The sequence below is a fragment of the Roseobacter sp. HKCCA0434 genome, assembly GCF_032464675.1.
In the GTDB taxonomy this organism is placed as follows: domain Bacteria; phylum Pseudomonadota; class Alphaproteobacteria; order Rhodobacterales; family Rhodobacteraceae; genus Pontivivens.
In genome coordinates this window covers 345362-361816 of record NZ_JAWDKL010000001.1, presented here as the reverse complement: position 1 = coordinate 361816, position 16455 = coordinate 345362, and the positions used below count along the sequence as shown (strand labels likewise).

General features: G+C 70.0%; 17 protein-coding genes. 13 read left to right on the top strand and 4 right to left on the bottom strand.

Annotated features, from left to right (window positions below):
• Nucleotides 1-30: 30 nt before the first annotated feature.
• Nucleotides 31-810: a PAS domain-containing protein gene (locus tag RX333_RS01800; RefSeq protein ID WP_316013198.1), complete on the bottom strand. Its 780-nt coding sequence runs from the start codon at nt 808-810 to the stop codon at nt 31-33.
• A 141-nt stretch (nt 811-951) separates the two neighbouring features.
• Here RX333_RS01800 and RX333_RS01795 point away from each other — a divergent pair, with 141 nt between their 5' ends.
• From RX333_RS01795 to RX333_RS01750, 10 genes are all read left to right on the top strand, one after another.
• Nucleotides 952-2925 carry a heme lyase CcmF/NrfE family subunit gene (locus RX333_RS01795; RefSeq protein WP_316013197.1) on the top strand — a complete coding sequence of 658 codons (1974 nt, stop codon included), beginning with the start codon at nt 952-954 and terminating at the stop codon, nt 2923-2925.
• The gene (locus tag RX333_RS01790; RefSeq protein WP_316013196.1) at nt 2922-3365 is read left to right on the top strand and encodes a cytochrome c-type biogenesis protein; all 444 of its coding nucleotides are present in this window, start codon (nt 2922-2924) and stop codon (nt 3363-3365) included. The genes RX333_RS01795 and RX333_RS01790 overlap by 4 nt, the downstream gene beginning before the upstream one ends.
• A gap of 85 nt (nt 3366-3450) precedes the next feature.
• Nucleotides 3451-4224 (top strand): enoyl-CoA hydratase-related protein, encoded by a 774-nt coding sequence (locus RX333_RS01785; protein ID WP_316013195.1) that lies wholly within the window; start codon nt 3451-3453, stop codon nt 4222-4224.
• A complete protein-coding gene (locus RX333_RS01780) occupies nt 4221-4715 on the top strand; it encodes a GNAT family N-acetyltransferase (RefSeq protein ID WP_316013194.1) in 495 nt (164 codons plus the stop codon). Before RX333_RS01785 ends, RX333_RS01780 begins: the two co-directional genes overlap by 4 nt.
• Nucleotides 4716-4717: 2 nt before the next feature.
• Nucleotides 4718-5014: a hypothetical protein gene (locus tag RX333_RS01775; RefSeq protein WP_316013193.1), complete on the top strand. Its 297-nt coding sequence runs from the start codon at nt 4718-4720 to the stop codon at nt 5012-5014.
• On the top strand, nt 5011-7731 hold the full coding sequence (locus tag RX333_RS01770; RefSeq protein ID WP_316013192.1) for a glutamine-synthetase adenylyltransferase: 2721 nt from the start codon (nt 5011-5013) through the stop codon (nt 7729-7731). The genes RX333_RS01775 and RX333_RS01770 overlap by 4 nt, the downstream gene beginning before the upstream one ends.
• On the top strand, nt 7728-8639 hold the full coding sequence (locus tag RX333_RS01765) for a histone deacetylase (RefSeq protein ID WP_316013191.1): 912 nt from the start codon (nt 7728-7730) through the stop codon (nt 8637-8639). The genes RX333_RS01770 and RX333_RS01765 overlap by 4 nt, the downstream gene beginning before the upstream one ends.
• A 51-nt stretch (nt 8640-8690) precedes the next feature.
• Nucleotides 8691-9407, top strand: a complete 717-nt coding sequence (locus tag RX333_RS01760; protein WP_316013190.1) for an HpcH/HpaI aldolase family protein — start codon at nt 8691-8693, stop codon at nt 9405-9407.
• Nucleotides 9408-9411: 4 nt separating this feature from the next.
• Nucleotides 9412-9678, top strand: a complete 267-nt coding sequence (locus RX333_RS01755) for a hypothetical protein (protein WP_316013189.1) — start codon at nt 9412-9414, stop codon at nt 9676-9678.
• Nucleotides 9679-9738: 60 nt separating this feature from the next.
• Nucleotides 9739-10698: a DNA topoisomerase IB gene (locus RX333_RS01750; protein ID WP_316013188.1), complete on the top strand. Its 960-nt coding sequence runs from the start codon at nt 9739-9741 to the stop codon at nt 10696-10698.
• Between the two features lie 38 nt (nt 10699-10736).
• Here RX333_RS01750 and RX333_RS01745 read toward each other — a convergent pair whose 3' ends face one another.
• From RX333_RS01745 to RX333_RS01735, 3 genes are read right to left on the bottom strand one after another with little or no spacing between them, the layout of a single operon-like run.
• The gene (locus tag RX333_RS01745) at nt 10737-11207 is read right to left on the bottom strand and encodes a CinA family protein (RefSeq protein ID WP_316013187.1); all 471 of its coding nucleotides are present in this window, start codon (nt 11205-11207) and stop codon (nt 10737-10739) included.
• Nucleotides 11204-11698 carry a phosphatidylglycerophosphatase A gene (locus tag RX333_RS01740; RefSeq protein WP_316013186.1) on the bottom strand — a complete coding sequence of 165 codons (495 nt, stop codon included), beginning with the start codon at nt 11696-11698 and terminating at the stop codon, nt 11204-11206. Before RX333_RS01740 ends, RX333_RS01745 begins: the two co-directional genes overlap by 4 nt.
• The gene (locus RX333_RS01735) at nt 11695-12828 is read right to left on the bottom strand and encodes a bifunctional 2-C-methyl-D-erythritol 4-phosphate cytidylyltransferase/2-C-methyl-D-erythritol 2,4-cyclodiphosphate synthase (protein ID WP_316013185.1); all 1134 of its coding nucleotides are present in this window, start codon (nt 12826-12828) and stop codon (nt 11695-11697) included. The genes RX333_RS01740 and RX333_RS01735 overlap by 4 nt, the downstream gene beginning before the upstream one ends.
• A 129-nt stretch (nt 12829-12957) precedes the next feature.
• On the opposite strand from RX333_RS01735, the gene dusB reads away from it, so the two are divergent.
• From dusB to ntrC, 3 genes are read left to right on the top strand one after another with little or no spacing between them, the layout of a single operon-like run.
• Nucleotides 12958-13941, top strand: coding sequence for a tRNA dihydrouridine synthase DusB (gene dusB / locus RX333_RS01730; protein WP_316013184.1), 984 nt, complete (start codon nt 12958-12960; stop codon nt 13939-13941).
• Entirely contained in the window at nt 13938-14999 is a 1062-nt protein-coding gene (locus tag RX333_RS01725; protein ID WP_316013183.1) for a two-component system sensor histidine kinase NtrB, read from the top strand. Before dusB ends, RX333_RS01725 begins: the two co-directional genes overlap by 4 nt.
• The gene (gene ntrC / locus RX333_RS01720) at nt 14999-16447 is read left to right on the top strand and encodes a nitrogen regulation protein NR(I) (protein WP_316013182.1); all 1449 of its coding nucleotides are present in this window, start codon (nt 14999-15001) and stop codon (nt 16445-16447) included. The genes RX333_RS01725 and ntrC overlap by 1 nt, the downstream gene beginning before the upstream one ends.
• Nucleotides 16448-16455 lie beyond the last annotated feature (8 nt).

Genomic DNA, 16455 nt, shown 5'->3' with positions numbered 1-16455 from the left:
GCGGGCGGTTCGACATGGAGACAGATCCTTTCAATCGGCGGGCGCGGTGTCGTGGGACGGCATCGCTTCGTGCTCTGCAGGCCCGTCGGGCTGCTGCCGCTGGGCCAACGAGCCGTTTCCGACGCGCGATCGGAGCGCGCCGGTCTCGACATGGCCGCTCCCGTCCGTCGCCTTGCGGATGGCGGTCGCCGTGTCCTCGGCCCGTGCGGCCAGCCTGTTCATCTCCTGCGCGACAACGTTGAAACCACGGCCGTTCTCGCCCGCGCGCGCAGCCTCGATCGACGCGTTGATCGACAGCACGCTCAGCGATTGCAGCGTTTCGAGCATGTCCGCCGTTGCCGCCACGATCTTGGCATTGCGCGCCTGCGCGACCTCGGCCGCACGCTGCCAGTCCAGCTTCGCCTCCGCATGGCGGGTCACGTCGATCATCACGCCCTCCAGCGCCTCGGGCTCCCCCGCGCCGTCGCGATGCACGGCGGCGCCGAAGCCCTGGACCCAGCGCACACGCCCCGATTTCGAGCGCAAACGCAACGAGACCTGCCACGGCCGCCGCTCGGCCACCGCGCGCTGAACCTCGGCGGCAGCCGCTTCGAAATCCTCCTCGTGGAACAGGTCGCTCCATTCGCCGTGCCGGTTCTCGACCAGTTCGCGCGGCGTGTACTCCGTCAGTTCGCGCACCTGCCCGCCGATCCAGCTGAGCGGATAGCCCTCGGTACTGTCACAGCGATAGAGCAGGCCCGGCAGGTGCGACATGATCGCCTCGAACCGCCCGGCGATCCGATCTTCCGTCCTATGATCCGTGTCTAGCATCGCAATCCTCCCCTCGCGCAGCCTCGGCGCGAGATCTGAAGATCCGGTAAACCCGTCGCGGCCTCGCGTCGCGCCGCGCGGGTTCCGCGTTGCGGCGGCGCGCCCGTCCACTATGATCGGCGCCACTTGCCGGAGGACACGATGATTGCCGAACTGGGACATCTCGCCCTGATCTTCGCCCTGATGATCGCCATCGCACAGACCGCGGTGCCGGCGGTCGGGGCGGCGCGGGGCTGGTACGGATGGATGCGTTTCGCCGGGAGTGCGGCGGGCGTCCAGTTCGCGCTGATCGCCTTCGCCTTCGCGGCGTTGACCTACGGCTTCGTCACCTCCGATTTCTCGCTGCAGGTCGTGGCGGAGAACTCCCACTCCGCCAAGCCGATGCTCTACAAGGTCACCGGCACCTGGGGGAACCACGAGGGCTCGCTGCTGCTGTGGGTGCTGATCCTCGCCCTGTTCGGCGCGATGGTGCCGCTGTTCGGGCAGGGCCTGCCGGACCGGCTGCGCGCGCGGGTGCTGTCGGTTCAGGCGGCGGTGGGGGTGGCGTTCCTCGCCTTCCTGCTGTTCACCTCCAACCCGTTCGCACGGCTCGATATTCCGCCGATGGACGGCAACGATCTGAACCCGCTGCTGCAGGATCCCGGCCTCGCCTTCCATCCGCCGTTTCTCTATCTGGGCTATGTCGGGCTTTCGATGACGTTCAGCTTCGCCATCGCCGCGCTGATCGAGGGGCGGGTCGATGCCGCTTGGGCGCGCTGGGTACGGCCCTGGGCGCTGCTGGCCTGGATCATGCTGACCATCGGCATCGCGCTCGGCTCTTGGTGGGCCTATTACGAACTCGGCTGGGGCGGCTGGTGGTTCTGGGATCCGGTGGAGAATGCGAGCTTCATGCCCTGGCTTCTGTCGGCGGCGCTGCTACACTCGGCCATCGTGGTGGAGAAGCGCGACACGCTCAAGAGCTGGACGATCCTCCTGGCCATCCTCGCCTTCTCCTTCTCGCTGATCGGGACGTTCATCGTGCGCTCGGGCGTGCTGACCAGCGTGCATGCCTTCGCGACGGATCCCACACGCGGCGTGTTCATCCTGATGATCCTGATGATCGCCATCGGGGGCGGACTGACGCTCTATGCCCTGCGCGCCGACCGGCTGCGCGCGACCACAGCCTTCGCCACGGTCAGCCGCGAGAGCGGGCTTGTGCTCAACAACCTGCTGCTGGCCGTGTCCTGTGCCGTGGTGTTCATCGGCACGATGTGGCCGCTGATCGCCGAGGCCCTGACGGGGGAGAAGGTGTCGGTCGGCCCGCCCTTCTTCGACATCACCTTCACCCCCTTCATGATCGCGTTGGCGATGGCGCTGCCCATCGGCGCGATGCTGCCGTGGAAACGCGCGCGGCTCGACCGCACGATGCGGCCGCTCTGGGGTGTGCTGGCGCTGTCCGTGGCGCTCGGTGCGCTGGTGTGGAGCGTGCAGACCGGAGGGCGGATGATGGCGCCGATCGGCGCGGTGCTGGCCGCGTGGATCATCCTCGGGGCGCTCGCCGACCTCGCGCAGAAGGCCGGCGGCTGGCGGGCGCCCTTCGCCACGCAGCGCGCGCGGCTGGCGGGACTGCCGCGCTCGGAATGGGGCAAGGCGGTGTCGCATTCGGGCCTCGGAATCCTGATCTTCGGTATCGCGGCGCTGACCGCGTGGGAGCGGGAGGACATCCGCACCATCGCCGTGGGCGAGAGCTTCGAGCTGGGCGGCTACACCTTCCTGCTGGAGGATGTGCGCGAGGGGCGCGGCCCGAACTACCTGACGAATTACGGCACGGTCACGGTGCGCAAGGGCGGGGCGGTGGTCGCCGTGCTGAACCCCGAGAAACGGTTCTACCCCGTGCAGCGGATGCCCACGACCGAGGCCGGGATCCAGTCGGGCGTGCTGCGCGACCTCTATGTCAGCCTCGGCGACCGGCAGCCCGACGGGCGGTGGGCCATGTGGACCTGGATCAAGCCCTTCGCCAACTGGATCTGGGCGGGCGCGATCATCATGTCGCTCGGCGGCTGCCTGTCGCTGTCGGACCGGCGCTACCGGGTCGGGGCCGCGTCCCGCCGGGCCGTCGCGGTGCCTGCGGAATGAGGCGGCTCGTCCTGATCCTCGCACTTCTCTGGCCGCTCGCCGCGCAGGCGGTGCAGCCCGACGAGATGCTGTCCGACCCCGTACTGGAGTCCCGCGCGCAGGCGCTGGACGAGGAACTGCGCTGCGTGCTCTGCCGATCCGAGAGCATCGCCTCCTCCAATGCCGACTGGGCGGCGGATGCGCGGGTGCTGGTGCGCGAGTTGATCGCCGAGGGGCGCAGCGATGCGGAGGTCCGCGACTTCTTCGTCGCGCGATACGGCGACTACGTGCTGATGCAGCCGCGCGTCGGCGGGGTGAACCTGCTGCTCTGGGCCGCCGGACCTCTAATCCTTCTGCTGGCCGGAATCGTTCTCGTCCGCAGGCGCCGGGCCACCCCGGTCGAGACTGCGCCCCTGACGGCGGAGGAGCGGGCGGAGCTCGACGCGCTGACCCGCGACTGAGGCCCGCGACGGGACGTTCCGCCTTGCGGCGACCGGCCCGGCGGATACTGTGCCGGGGTCACGCAGCCTGCCTCCGGAGGGTCCGATGGACTACCAGCACATCCTCTACGATCTCGAAGACGGGGTCGCGACGATCACCCTCAACCGCCCCGAGGTGATGAACGGTCTCAACGGCCAGATGCGCGCCGAGATCACGCAGGCGGTGAAACTCGCCGGATCGGAAGCGCGGGCCGTGGTGCTGACCGGCGCGGGGCGCGGCTTCTGCTCGGGTCAGGACCTCGCCGACCGGCGCGGCGCCTCTTTGAATCTGGAGCTGACGCTGCGCGACGAGTACGAGCCGATGCTGCGCGCGATCTATGACTGCCCCGTGCCGACGCTCAGCGCCGTGAACGGCCCGGCGGCGGGGGCCGGGGCCAACCTCGCGCTGGCCGCCGATGTGGTGATCGCGTCCGAGAGCGCCTATTTCCTGCAGGCCTTCAGCCGGATCGGCCTGATCCCGGATGCGGGCGGTACCTACTGGTTGCCGCGCCAGATGGGGTTCGCCAAGGCGATGGGCGCGGCCCTCTTCGCCGAAAAGATCACGGCGCGGCAGGCCGATGACTGGGGCATGATCTGGGCGGCGATCCCGGATGCGGAGTTCGAGAAGCATATCGCCGAGCGTGCCCGGCAGCTCGCCACCGGCCCGACGCAGGCCTACGCGCGCATCAAGCAGGCGCTGCGGCAAAGCTACGACAACGATCTGGGCGCGCAACTCGACCTGGAGGCGAAGCTGCAGGGCGAGGCCGGCCAGACGCGCGATTTCGCGGAAGGCGTCACCGCCTTCCTCGAAAAGCGCAAGCCGGATTACAAGGGCCGGTGAGCGACGATCTGCGCCCGATCCGGCCCGGCGATCTCGACGCCATCGCATCCCTGTTCTTCAACGCGGTGACCGAAGGCGCGACGCGCTACTCGGAGGCCGAGCGCCGTGCGTGGGCCGGGCCCGCGCCGCTTTCCGCCGAGGACTGGACCCAGCGTTTCGTTGGGCTGGATGTCGTCGTGGCCGAGGTCGGCGGGCGCCTGACCGGCTTCGCCTCGCTACGGCCTGATGACGGGCTGCTCGACCATCTCTTCGTCGCACCGGATCGCCAGGGGCAGGGCACCGCCGCGCGCCTGCTCGACCACTTCACCCCGCGCGCCCGCTGGACTCAGGCGAGTCGCCACGCGCGGCCCTTCCTCGAACGGCACGGCTGGCAGGTGGAGCGGCGCGAGGTCGTCAGCCGCGATGGCCAGCAGCTAGAGCGGTTCGTCATGCGCGCCCCCTCGACAGGACGAACCCGCGCAGTAGGTTCCGAAAGGCAAGGGGAGGCTTGAGGATGAAGAACCGCGTCGAACCGGGCCTCGGCCCGAAACCTTCCGACCCGAGGCCGGTGGCCGTGACGGTCGAGCGAGGCCGGATGGGCGGAAACCGGCTCGTCTTCTGGCTTGCCACGGCGGCGCTGGTGCTTGCCGATGTCGCGATCCTCGCCGTGCTGGTCCCGATCCTCCTGCGCATCGGCCTCGCCCCCGCGCCCGAGCTGACCGATCTCGGCCCCGCGATGGCCTGGCTGCTGGCGCTGATCGCCGCCAACCTGACCTTCGGCATTCCCGCACTGCTGGCCCGCCCGAGATGACGGGTTTCCACGGGATCACCCGCGTCCCGCGCGCCGTCGATCCACAGGCGGGCCGCGAGGCCGCCTCCGGGTTCTCCGGCCCGCTCGCCGACTTGATCACGGGCGCGGCGGGCAGCTCGCATCACATCGCGCGCCTGATGCGCAAGGAGGGCGACTGGCTCGCCTCTATCGCCGAGGCCCCGCTGGAGCGGACGCTCGACACGCTCTGCACGCAATTCGAGGGCGATCCCGCGACGGCGTTGCGGCAGGCCAAGCGCCGCGTCGGCCTGATGACCGCGCTCGCCGATCTGGGCGGGCTGTGGCCCACCATGCAGGTGACGCAGGCTCTCAGCCGCTTTGCCGACGCCGCGCTCGCCCATGCCACCGACCATCTGATCGCGCGGCAGGTCGCGCGCGGCAAGCTGCCGGACGACCCCGGCTACGTCGTCCTCGCGATGGGCAAGCTGGGCGCGGGAGAGCTGAACTACTCCTCCGATATCGACCTCGTCTGCCTGATCGACGAGGACCGCCACGATCCGTCCGATTTCGCCGAAGCCCGCGCGACCCTGATCCGCGTCACCCGCGACCTCGCGCAGATGATCGGCGGCATGACGGCGGAGGGCTACGTCTTCCGCACCGATCTGCGGCTGCGGCCCGATCCCTCAACCACGCCTGTCTGCATCGGCATGGACGCGGCGGAACGCTATTACGAGAGCCAGGGCCGGACATGGGAGCGGGCGGCCTATATCAAGGCACGCCCCGCCGCCGGGGATCTTGCGGCGGGCGATGCATTCCTCGACCGGCTCGCGCCCTTCATCTGGCGGCGGCATCTCGATTTCGCCGCCATCCGCGACGTGACGGACATGATGCACCGCATCCGCGATCACAAGGGACTGGCCGGGCCGATCGACCCGCGCGATCACGACGTGAAGCTGGGCCGCGGCGGCATCCGCGAGATCGAGTTCTTCGCCCAGACCCGCCAGCTGATCGCCGGGGGGCGCGACCCCGCCCTGCGCTGCCGCGCGACGCTCGACGCGCTCGAGGCGCTGGTCGGTGCGGGCCATGTGACCCGCGCCGACGCGGACAGGCTCGCCCGCCATTATCCCGCGCTGCGCGACATGGAGCACCGCATCCAGATGCTGGAGGATGCGCAAACGCAGGCCATGCCGCAGAACGACGACGCGCTCGACAGGCTGGCGGCGCTTTCGGGCTACGACGCGCCCGGCCCGATGCTCGACGCGCTGGCCGATCGGCTGGCCGAGGTGCACCACATCGCCATGCCCGAGACGGCGGCGGCGGAGGAGAAGGTCGAGCCCTTCGTCCACACGCCCGAGACCCGCGCCATCACCGACAGCTGGCCCGGCCTGCCGGCCCTGCGCTCGCCCCGTGCCGAGGCGCTGTTCCACGAGCTCGCCCCCGGCATCCTCGCGCGGCTGGGGCAGGCGGCCGATCCGCATGCGGCCCTCGTGCAGTTCGACGCCTTCCTGCGCGGGCTGCCCGCGGGCGTGCAGGTCTTCTCCCTGTTCGAGGCGAACCCGGCGCTGCAGGACCTGCTGGCCGAGATCTGCGCCGCCGCCCCCCGGCTCGCGCGGCATCTGGGGCGCAATTCCGACGTGCTCGATGCCGTGCTCGATCGCAGTTTCTTCCACGATCTGCCGGAGCGCCCGGCCCTGCAGGACGAGCTTGCGGCGACGTTGGCGGCGGAGGAGGATTACGAGGCGAAGCTCGACGCCGCCCGCCGCTGGCAAAAGGAGGTGCATTTCCGCATCGGCGTGCATCTTCTGCGCGGACTGGCCGATGCGCAGGTGGCGGAGCGCGCTTATTCGGACCTCGCCGCCGCCTGTCTCGACGCGCTGCTGCCGGTGGTCGTGGCCGAGCAGGCGATCCGCCACGGGCCGCCCCCCGGTGACGGGCTTGCGGTGCTGGGCATGGGCAAGCTCGGCTCGGGCGAGATGACGGCCCGCTCCGACCTCGATCTCATCCTGCTCTACGACGCCCCGCGCGAGGAGATGAGCGACGGCCCCAAACCCCTTGCCGCCTCGCAATATTTCGCGCGTCTGACCAAGCGGCTGGTCACGGCGCTGAGCGCGCCGATGGCGCAGGGGATGCTCTACGAGGTCGACATGCGGCTGCGCCCCTCGGGCCGTCAGGGCCCGGTTGCGACCGCGCTGTCGGCCTTCCGCACCTATCAGGCCGAGGAGGCGTGGACCTGGGAGCATCTCGCCCTGACCCGCGCCCGCCCCGTCGCGGGCGATCCCGAGCTGCAGACGCGCATCGCGAAGGCCGTGGCCGAGGTCTTGGCCCTGCCGCGCGATGCGCAGACGGTGCGCCGCGACACCGCCGACATGCGCCGCCGACTGGCGCTGGCCAAGCCCGGATCGGGCCCGTGGGAGGTGAAGGAGGGCCCCGGCCGCCTGCTCGACATCGACCTCTACCTGCAGATGGGCCACCTGCTGTCGGGCGCCTCGGCGCCAACCGTCGCGGCGCTGCGCGAGGTCGGCTGGCTGTCGGACGATGACGCGGAAACGCTGTCCGACGCGCGCAATCTGATGCGCTGCGTGCAGGCCATCGCGCGCGTGGCGCTGGAGCCGGGCCACGATCCGATCGAGGCCGGTCCCGGCTTCTCCGAGGTTCTGCTGCAGCATGTGCACGAGCCCGATCTGGTGACGTTGCAGGCGCAACTCGCCGATTGCGCGCGCGCGGCGGCCCGGCTGATCGACGGCCACCTGCCGCAATGAGCCTGCCCATCGTCTACCACCCCGATTACATGGCCCTGCTGCGGCCCAACCACCGCTTCCCAATGTCGAAATACGGCTACCTGCGGGCGGAGCTGATCCGGCAGCGCCTGCTGCCGCCGACCGGCGGCTACATCGCTCCCGCCCCCGCGAGCGAGGGTCAGGTCGCCGCGGCGCATGGCTGGGACTACACCCACCGCGCCTTCACCGCCCGACTGACCGAGGCAGAGGTGCGCGAGATCGGCCTGCCTCAGACCCCGGCGGTGCTGCGCCGCGCGCGGCTGGCAAGCGCGGGCACCACGCTCGCCGCCCGGCTCGCCATCGAGCATGGTATCGCGGTCAATCTCGCGGGCGGCTCTCACCATGCCGGGCCGGGCAAGGGGGCGGGGTTCTGCGTATTCAACGACGTGGCCATCGCCGCGCGCGCGCTGGTGGGCGAGGGGCAGCTTTCGCGGATCCTCGTCGTCGATTGCGACGTGCACCAAGGGGACGGCACCGCGCGGATCTTCGAGGGCGACGCGTCGGTCTTCACGCTGTCGCTGCACGCCGAGAAGAACTACCCGGCGCGCAAGGCACGCTCCGATCTCGATTTCGGCCTGCCCGACGGGCTGCGGGATGCGGCCTATCTCGAAGTGCTGCGCGAGGTGCTTGCCCCGCTCTGGGACCGGGTGCGCCCGCAGATCGTCTTCTACAACGCGGGCGTCGATCCGCATGAGGACGACCGGCTGGGGCGGCTGTCGCTCAGCGACGACGGGCTTTCGGCGCGCGACGCGTTGGTGCTGGGGGAGGCGCGGGCGCGCGACATCCCCGTGGTGGGCGTGATCGGCGGCGGCTACGGCCCCGACCCCGATGCGATCGCCCGGCGCCATGCACTGATGGTCGCCGCTGCCGCACGGCTTGCCGCGGCCTGACTTGCGCTTGCCTGACGCTTGGGCAATCGTCGCCGGCGAGGAGGACACCCGATGGACACCCGACTAGGCTGCTGGCTCGACATTCCCAGCCCCCATGTCGCCGAGATCGTCGGCCAGACCGGCTTCGACTGGGCACTGATTGACTGCGAGCACGGACCGATCGGGATCGAGACGGCGAGCGTGATGATGATGGCCCTGCGCGGGACGCGGACCATGCTGCGCGTGCCGGATCTCGACGAAGGCTGGATCAAGCGCGCGCTCGACACCGGCGCGCAGTCCGTGATGGTCCCGAATATCAAAAGCGCCGAGGAGGCCGCCGCGGCAGTCCGCTTCTTTCACTACGCCCCCGCCGGATCGCGCGGCGAGGCGCAGAGCGTGATCCGCGCCGCGCGCTGGGGACGCGATGCGGCAGCCTACGCCGCCGACTGGCCCGGCGCGCATGAGCTGATCGTCCAGATCGAGACGCCGCAGGCCCTCGCCGAGGTCGATGCCATCGCCGCGACGCCTGGCGTCGACATGCTGTTCCTCGGCCCCGCCGATTTCGCGGCGAGCTCGGGCCTTTCCAAGGATGCGCCCGAAGTGCTCGACGCGGCCCGCGAGATCGCGCGCGCGGCGACGGCCGCCGGAAAAAGGTCCGGTTCGGTCCTTTTCCCCGCGGGGAATGTCGAGGCCCTTGTCGAACTGGGCATGACCGATATCTCCATCGCATCCGACGTGGCCGTTCTGGCGGGGGCGCTGGATTCGACGCTAGCAGCCGTCAATAGGTAGTGAAATGCCACTTACAGACGCCAACAACGACGACCCGCGCGGCCTGATCGCCGAGGCGTACCGCATGGAGATCGGGTCGGAGGATTGCCGCTCGATCTTCTTCGACTGGGCGCTGGGGGAGGCAGGGCCGGAGCTGGAGGCGAAACTGGAGCGTCTCATCGCGCGCCATACGTCCCGCCAGCCCGATCACCCGATGAGCGCCGTCTTGATCGAGGGGCGCGGCACCGCCACCGCGCGCCGTCGCGGCGGGCGGTCCGGGCGGGTGCGCTGAGGCGCGATCGGTCGCAGGGCATGCCGGGAACCCGACGCCCCCGTGCGGACTTTCGCCTTCATGAGATTGCGTCACGTCAACGATAGCGAACCGGGGCTGAGCCGCAGGCGGGCAGGGCGGGGCTTCGCCTATTACGACGAAGGCACATTGGTGCGCGATCCGGCGGTGAAGGCGCGGATCGCCTCGCTCGCCATCCCGCCCGCCTATGACGATGTCTGGATCTGCCGCACGGCGGACGGGCATCTGCAGGCGACGGGCCGCGACGTGAAGGGCCGCAAGCAGTACCGCTATCACCCCGACTGGCACGCGGCGCAGACCGAGCAGAAATTCTCCGAGCTGGTGGCGTTCTCGCGGATGCTGCCGGACCTGCGCGCGCATGTCGCGCAGGAGATGCGGCGTCGCAATCTTGGCCGGGACCGGGTTCTCGCCACGGTCGTCTATCTGCTCGAAAGGGCGCATATCCGCATCGGCAACGAGGCCTACACACGCGAGAACGGCAGTTTCGGACTGACCACCCTGCGGCCCGAGCATGTGCAGGCGAACGGGCGCAGCGTGCGGTTCCGCTTCAAGGGCAAGTCGGGGCAGCTGCGCGACTTCAAGCTGGACGACGGTCGGGTAACCGGGCTGGTGCGCAAGTTGAGCGACTTGCCGGGACAGGACCTGTTCCAGTGGGAGGACGAGGACGGCGTGCATGACGTGAAGTCCGAGCATGTGAACGCGTGGCTGCAGGAGGTCACGGGCGCGGAGCTCACCGCCAAGATCTTCCGCACCTGGGCGGGTACGGTGCTTTGCGCCGACCGGCTGGCACGCGGAGCGGAGAGCGTGCTGGAGGGGGTCGATCATGCGGCCGAGGCGCTCGGCAACACGCGGGCGGTGGCGCGGTCGAGCTATATCCACCCGGCGGTGATCGACGCCTTCGAGGCCGGGCGCTGGCCGGGACGGCGAAAGCTCGACGGCCCGCCGCTGGGCGATGGCGCGTTGAGTGCCACCGAGAAGGCGGTGGTTCGGCTGATCGCATAAGGCCCGACGATGGGCGACGGCTTCGGCTCGGATCCGCGCTATCCGGCTTCGATCGCAGACCTCAACATTTCCAAGGCCTGCGCGACAGTTGCCGCCCGAACTTCAGACCGTCCCAACGCGCCGAACTGCTTTTCGACCGCAACCGTTTCCGCGCGCGTGGCGCAGGCGAAATGCACCAGCCCCTCGGGCTTCTCCTCCGACCCGCCCGGCCCCGCGACGCCGGTGATCGCGACGGTCACGTCCGCTTCGGACGCTGCGAGCGCGCCTTCGGCCATCTGGCGGGCGACGACCTCCGAGACCGCGCCGTAACGGTCGAGCGCGTCCTGCGTCACGCCCAGCATCGCGATCTTGGAGGGGTAAGAATAGGTCACGAAGCCCCGGTCAAACACGTCCGACGATCCCGGCACCTCGGTCAGCGCCCCGGCCAGCAGGCCTCCCGTGCAGCTTTCGGCCACGGCGATGCGCCAGCCGCGCGCGCGGGCGGCGGCGAGCACGTCCGCCGCGTTCACATCACCACCAGATGCGCGAGCGCGCCGAGCACCCCGACGCAGATCCCGGCCATGATCCCGGCGAACACGTCGTCGAGCATGACCCCGAGCGCGCCGCCCGTGCGGTCCGCCCAGCCGACCGGACCCGGCTTCCAGATGTCGAACAGGCGAAACAGCGCGAAGCCCAGCACGAAGCCCGGCCAGGCGAAGGACCACGGGTCCGCCCCCATCCACCACAGCCCGAAGCTGAGCGGATACATCGCGATCCACTGGCCGACGACCTCGTCGATGACGATCCAGCCCGGATCGTGCGCGGCCTCGCGCGCCTCGATCCGCGCGGTGGCCCAGTAGCCCGCACCGAAGGCGACGGCAGTGGCGAGCAGGACGAGCGGGAACTGCCCCAGCCCGTGCAGAACCCAGAACACCGGCAGGGCGGCGAGGCTGCCCCAGGTTCCCGGCGCCTTGGGCAGCAGGCCGACGAAGCCGAACGTGGCGATCGCGCGGGCCATCATGGCAACAGCACCGTGGCCGACGCCATCGCGGCGATCCCCTCGCCGCGACCGGGGAAACCCAGCCCTTCGGAGGTCGTGGCCTTTACGCTCATCCGGTCGACCGGCAGGTCGCACAAGCCCGCGATCACCTCGCGCATGGCGCTGGCGTGGGGGCCGATCTTGGGCTGCTCGCAGATGATCGTGCAGTCGAGATGGGCGATCCGCCCACCGCGCTCGGCCACCCGCTCGACCGCCTTTTTCAGGAAGATGTCGCTCGCCGCGCCCTTCCACTGCGGGTCCGAGGGCGGGAACCACTGGCCGATATCGCCCTCGGCCAGCGCGCCGAAGATGGCGTCGGTGATGGCGTGCATCGCGACATCCGCGTCCGAATGGCCGCTGAGCGCGCGGTCATGCGCGATCTCGACGCCGCAAAGCGTGACGCCCGATCCTTCGACCAGGCGGTGAACGTCGAAGCCGGTTCCCGTGCAGGGGGTCATGGTAAGGCTCCTTTGCGCGCGGGCGAGGTCCGCGCGGGTTGTGATCTTGAAATTCTGCTCGTCGCCGGGGGTGGTGACGACCTCGATCCCTGCCTTGCGTGCGACGGAGACGTCGTCGGGCAGGTCATGGCCGTTCCCGGCATGGGCGGCGTGGATAGCGGCGAAGTCGAACCCCTGTGGCGTCTGCGCGCGGGTCAGCAGGTCGCGCGGGCGCGGGGCGTCGATCCGGTCGCCCTCGACCGTCCACAACGCATCGACCACCGGCAGCACGGGGCAGGCGCCCTGGGCGCCGTCCTTCAGTGCCGTCAACACGCCGTCCACGAGGGCCGCGCCGACGAAGGGACGGGCGCCATCGTGGATCAGCACGTGATCGGGCGGATCCGCGGCCAGCGCCTCCAGCCCCGCCCGCACGCTTTGCGCACGCGTCTCGCCGCCCATGACTGGGGCAGGCAGGTCGAGATCCCGTGCAGCGCGGTCGTAGAGATCCATGTCGTAGGGATGGATGACCACCTGTACCCGGTCGACCAGCCGCGCCATCGCGCGCAGCGTGTGGGCCAGCACCGGCTCCCCGCCGAGGTCGAGATATTGCTTGGGCACGTCGCCGCCCATCCGGCGGCCGCGTCCGGCGGCGACGATGATGGCGGCGGTGCGCATGGCGGCTCCGTCAGCGAGACTCGGGGAGCGGCAGGATGTGGCAAAGCAGGCAGGGGCGCAAGATGGACGGCATCGGTTGATCGTGCCTCAATTCTGGGCTATCGCGGACTTCTGCACAGGAAATCGGCAATGACCCTGAAGATCGGCCCGCTGGCCCTCGACACGAACGTGCTTCTCGCGCCGCTCGCCGGGATCACCGACCTGCCGTTCCGGCGGCTGGTGCACCGCTTCGGCGCGGGCCTCGTGGTGTCGGAGATGGTGGCGAGCCAGGAAATGGTGCAGGCCCGTCCCTCGGCCCGCGCGCGGGCGGAGGTGCACGGCGACCTCGGCGCCGCGAGCGTGCAGATCGCGGGGCGCGAGGCCTACTGGATGGCCGAATGCGCGAAGCTGGTCGCGGATCGCGGCGCGCGCGTCGTCGACATCAACATGGGCTGTCCGGCCAAGAAGGTGACGAACGGCTATTCCGGCTCGGCCCTGATGCGCGAGCCCGACCACGCGCTGCGCCTGATCGAGGCGGTGGTCGGCGCGGTCGACGTGCCCGTGACGCTGAAGATGCGGCTGGGCTGGGACGGTGACAGCCACAACGCGCCCGAGATCGCCCGGCGGGCCGAGGCGGCGGGCGTCCGGATGATCGTGATCCACGGGCGCACGCGGTGTCAGTTCTACAAGGGGCAGGCGGATTGGCACGCGATCCGCGCGGTGGTCGATGCGGTGGACGTGCCGGTGATCGCCAATGGCGACGTCGTCGACGCGGTCTCGGCCCGCGCGGCGCTCTCCGCCTCGGGTGCGGCAGGGCTGATGGTCGGGCGCGGCGCGCAGGGCCGCCCCTGGCAGATCGCGCGCATCGCCGCGGCGCTGAGTGGCGCGCCCGCGCCGCTCGTGCCGCAGGGTTCCGCCCTGACCGACCTGATCTGCGAGCATCACGCCGCGATGCTCAACTTCTACGGGATCGAGATGGGTCTGAAATGCGCGCGCAAGCATCTGGGCTGGTACATGGACGACCTTGCCACGCCTGCGCCGCTGCGGCGCGAGATCCTGACCGCCGCCGATCCCGCGAAGATCCCCGCGCTGATCGCGATGGCGGTCGGCGATGCAGGGCGGGTGGCGGCATGAGCCTCGATTACGAACTCGTCTGGAACGCCCAGACCTATCCGTCGCTGATCGTCGGTGCGCAGGGCGAGATCCGCAACGCCAATCTCGCGGCCGAGAACTATCTGGGCCTGTCCGAACGCCAGATGCGCGGGCGGCAGCTGTCGCGCTTTCTCGGCGATGGCGCGGTCCTGCTCGACATGGTGGCGCAGGCGCGGGCGCGCGGCGTGTCCTATGCCCAGCACGATATCGAACTGGCGTGGAAGGATCGCAAGCCCCGCCTCGCCCATGTGCAGGTCGCCCCGATCGACGGCGGGCTGGTCATGCTGCAACTCCAACCGCGCACCATCGCGGAGAAGATGGACCGCTCGCTTTCCTCGCGCTCGGCCGCGCGCTCGGTCACGGGGATGGCGGCGATGCTGGCGCACGAGATCAAGAATCCGCTCGCCGGCATCTCCGGGGCCGCGCAGCTATTGGCCATGAACCTCGCCGATGACGACCGGGAGCTGACGACCCTGATCCGCGAGGAATGCGCCCGGATCGAGGCGCTGCTCGCCCGCGTCGAGCAGTTCGGCGACCTGCGACCCGTCGCGCGCGACCCGGTCAACGTGCACGATGTGCTGAACCGGGCGAAGATGTCGGCACAGGCGGGCTTCGCCAAGGGGGTCCGCTTCGTCGAGGATTACGACCCCTCCCTGCCGCCGACGCCGGGCGATGGCGACCAGCTGATGCAGGTCATGCTCAACCTCATCAAGAACGCTGCGGAGGCCGCCCCCAAGATCGGCGGCATGATCACCCTGCGCACGGCCTATCGCCCCGGCGTGATGCTGAGCCTGCCCGGCGGCGGGCGTGAGAGCCTGCCGCTGGAGATCAGCATCCTCGACAATGGCAACGGCGTGCCGCCCGAGATCAAGGCCGACCTGTTCGAGCCATTTGTCAGCACCAAGGCGGCGGGATCGGGCCTCGGCCTCGCGCTGGTGTCGAAGATCGTCGACCAGCATGGCGGCGTCGTGGAATGCGAGAGCGAGCCGGGCTGGACCGCGTTCCGCCTGCTCTTGCCCATCTGGAAGGAGAAAGCCTGATGGACGGAACCATCCTGCTCGCCGATGACGACCGCGCGATCCGCACGGTGTTGAGCCAGGCGCTGACCCGCGCGGGCTGCCGCGTCCGGGCCACGGGCTCGGCCAACACGCTGTGGCGCTGGGTCGAGGAGGGCGAGGGCGACATCGTCGTGACGGACGTGATGATGCCCGATGGCGACGGGCTGGACCTGCTGCCCGCCATCCGGCGCAAGCGGCCCGACCTGCCGGTCATCGTGATGAGCGCCCAGAACACGGTGATGACCGCGATCCGCGCGGCGGAGGCGGGGGCCTACGAATATCTGCCCAAGCCCTTCGACCTCAAGGAGGTGCTCGACCAGGTGCGCAAGGGGCTGGGGCAGAAGCAGCGCCCCTCCGAGCGGCCCGCGGCGGTCGATCCGCTGCACGAGAACCTGCCGCTGATCGGGCGTTCTGCCGCGATGCAGGACGTCTACCGCATCATGGCGCGGCTGATGAACACTAATCTCAGCGTGATGATCACGGGCGAGAGCGGCACCGGCAAGGAACTGGTCGCCAAGGCCCTGCACAATTTCGGCGGGCGCAAGGAGGGGCCGTTCGTCGCGCTCAACATGGCCGCCATCCCGCGCGAGTTGATCGAGAGCGAGCTCTTCGGCCACGAGAAGGGCGCCTTCACCGGCGCGACCGAGCGCCATACCGGACGGTTCGAGAATGCCTCGGGCGGGACGCTGTTCCTCGACGAGATCGGCGACATGCCCGCCGATGCGCAGACCCGCCTGCTGCGTGTGTTGCAGGAGGGTGAGTTCACACGGATCGGCGGGCGCCAGCCGATTCCGGCCAACGTGCGCATCATTGCCGCGACCCATCAGGACTTGCGCGCCCTGATCGAGGAAGGGCGGTTCCGCGAGGATCTGTTCTACCGGCTCAATGTCGTGCCGGTGCGCCTGCCGCCCCTGCGCGACCGGCTGGAGGACATCCCCGATCTCGCCCGCGCCTTCCTCGCGCGGGCCGAGAGCGAGGGCCTGCCGCGCAAGTCGATCTCGACCACCGCGCTCGATGCGCTCAAGCAGGAGAGCTGGACCGGCAACGTGCGCGAGCTGGAGAACCTGATGCGCCGCCTCGCGGTCCTGTGCCCCGATGACGTGATCTCGCAGGCCGACGTGCTGGAGGAGTTGTCCGCCCGCCCAGCCGTGGCCACCCCGCGCGCCGGGGCCGACGGGCAGCGTCTGGGCGAGGCGGTGGAGAGCCATCTGGAGCGCTATTTCGCGCTGCATGGCGACGAGCTGCCGCCGCCCGGACTTTACGACCGCATCCTGCGCGAGGTCGAGATGCCGCTGATCGCGCTGGCGCTGTCGGCGACGCGCGGCAACCAGGTGAAGACCGCTGACCTGCTCGGCATCAACCGCAACACGCTGCGCAAGAAGATCCGCGACCTTGACATCCCGGTCACACGCGGGAAGAAGTTGTCGTAGTTTTGCAA

What these genes read in the sequence shown, in the direction of transcription:
- RX333_RS01800 (WP_316013198.1), bottom strand. Translation starts at nt 810, where the DNA reads ATGCTAGACACGGATCATAGGACGGAAGATCGGATCGCCGGGCGGTTC.
- RX333_RS01795 (WP_316013197.1), top strand. Translation starts at nt 952, where the DNA reads ATGATTGCCGAACTGGGACATCTCGCCCTGATCTTCGCCCTGATGATC.
- RX333_RS01790 (WP_316013196.1), top strand. Translation starts at nt 2,922, where the DNA reads ATGAGGCGGCTCGTCCTGATCCTCGCACTTCTCTGGCCGCTCGCCGCG.
- RX333_RS01785 (WP_316013195.1), top strand. Translation starts at nt 3,451, where the DNA reads ATGGACTACCAGCACATCCTCTACGATCTCGAAGACGGGGTCGCGACG.
- RX333_RS01775 (WP_316013193.1), top strand. Translation starts at nt 4,718, where the DNA reads ATGAAGAACCGCGTCGAACCGGGCCTCGGCCCGAAACCTTCCGACCCG.
- RX333_RS01770 (WP_316013192.1), top strand. Translation starts at nt 5,011, where the DNA reads ATGACGGGTTTCCACGGGATCACCCGCGTCCCGCGCGCCGTCGATCCA.
- RX333_RS01765 (WP_316013191.1), top strand. Translation starts at nt 7,728, where the DNA reads ATGAGCCTGCCCATCGTCTACCACCCCGATTACATGGCCCTGCTGCGG.
- RX333_RS01760 (WP_316013190.1), top strand. Translation starts at nt 8,691, where the DNA reads ATGGACACCCGACTAGGCTGCTGGCTCGACATTCCCAGCCCCCATGTC.
- RX333_RS01755 (WP_316013189.1), top strand. Translation starts at nt 9,412, where the DNA reads ATGCCACTTACAGACGCCAACAACGACGACCCGCGCGGCCTGATCGCC.
- RX333_RS01750 (WP_316013188.1), top strand. Translation starts at nt 9,739, where the DNA reads ATGAGATTGCGTCACGTCAACGATAGCGAACCGGGGCTGAGCCGCAGG.
- RX333_RS01740 (WP_316013186.1), bottom strand. Translation starts at nt 11,698, where the DNA reads ATGATGGCCCGCGCGATCGCCACGTTCGGCTTCGTCGGCCTGCTGCCC.
- RX333_RS01735 (WP_316013185.1), bottom strand. Translation starts at nt 12,828, where the DNA reads ATGCGCACCGCCGCCATCATCGTCGCCGCCGGACGCGGCCGCCGGATG.
- dusB (WP_316013184.1), top strand. Translation starts at nt 12,958, where the DNA reads ATGACCCTGAAGATCGGCCCGCTGGCCCTCGACACGAACGTGCTTCTC.
- RX333_RS01725 (WP_316013183.1), top strand. Translation starts at nt 13,938, where the DNA reads ATGAGCCTCGATTACGAACTCGTCTGGAACGCCCAGACCTATCCGTCG.
- ntrC (WP_316013182.1), top strand. Translation starts at nt 14,999, where the DNA reads ATGGACGGAACCATCCTGCTCGCCGATGACGACCGCGCGATCCGCACG.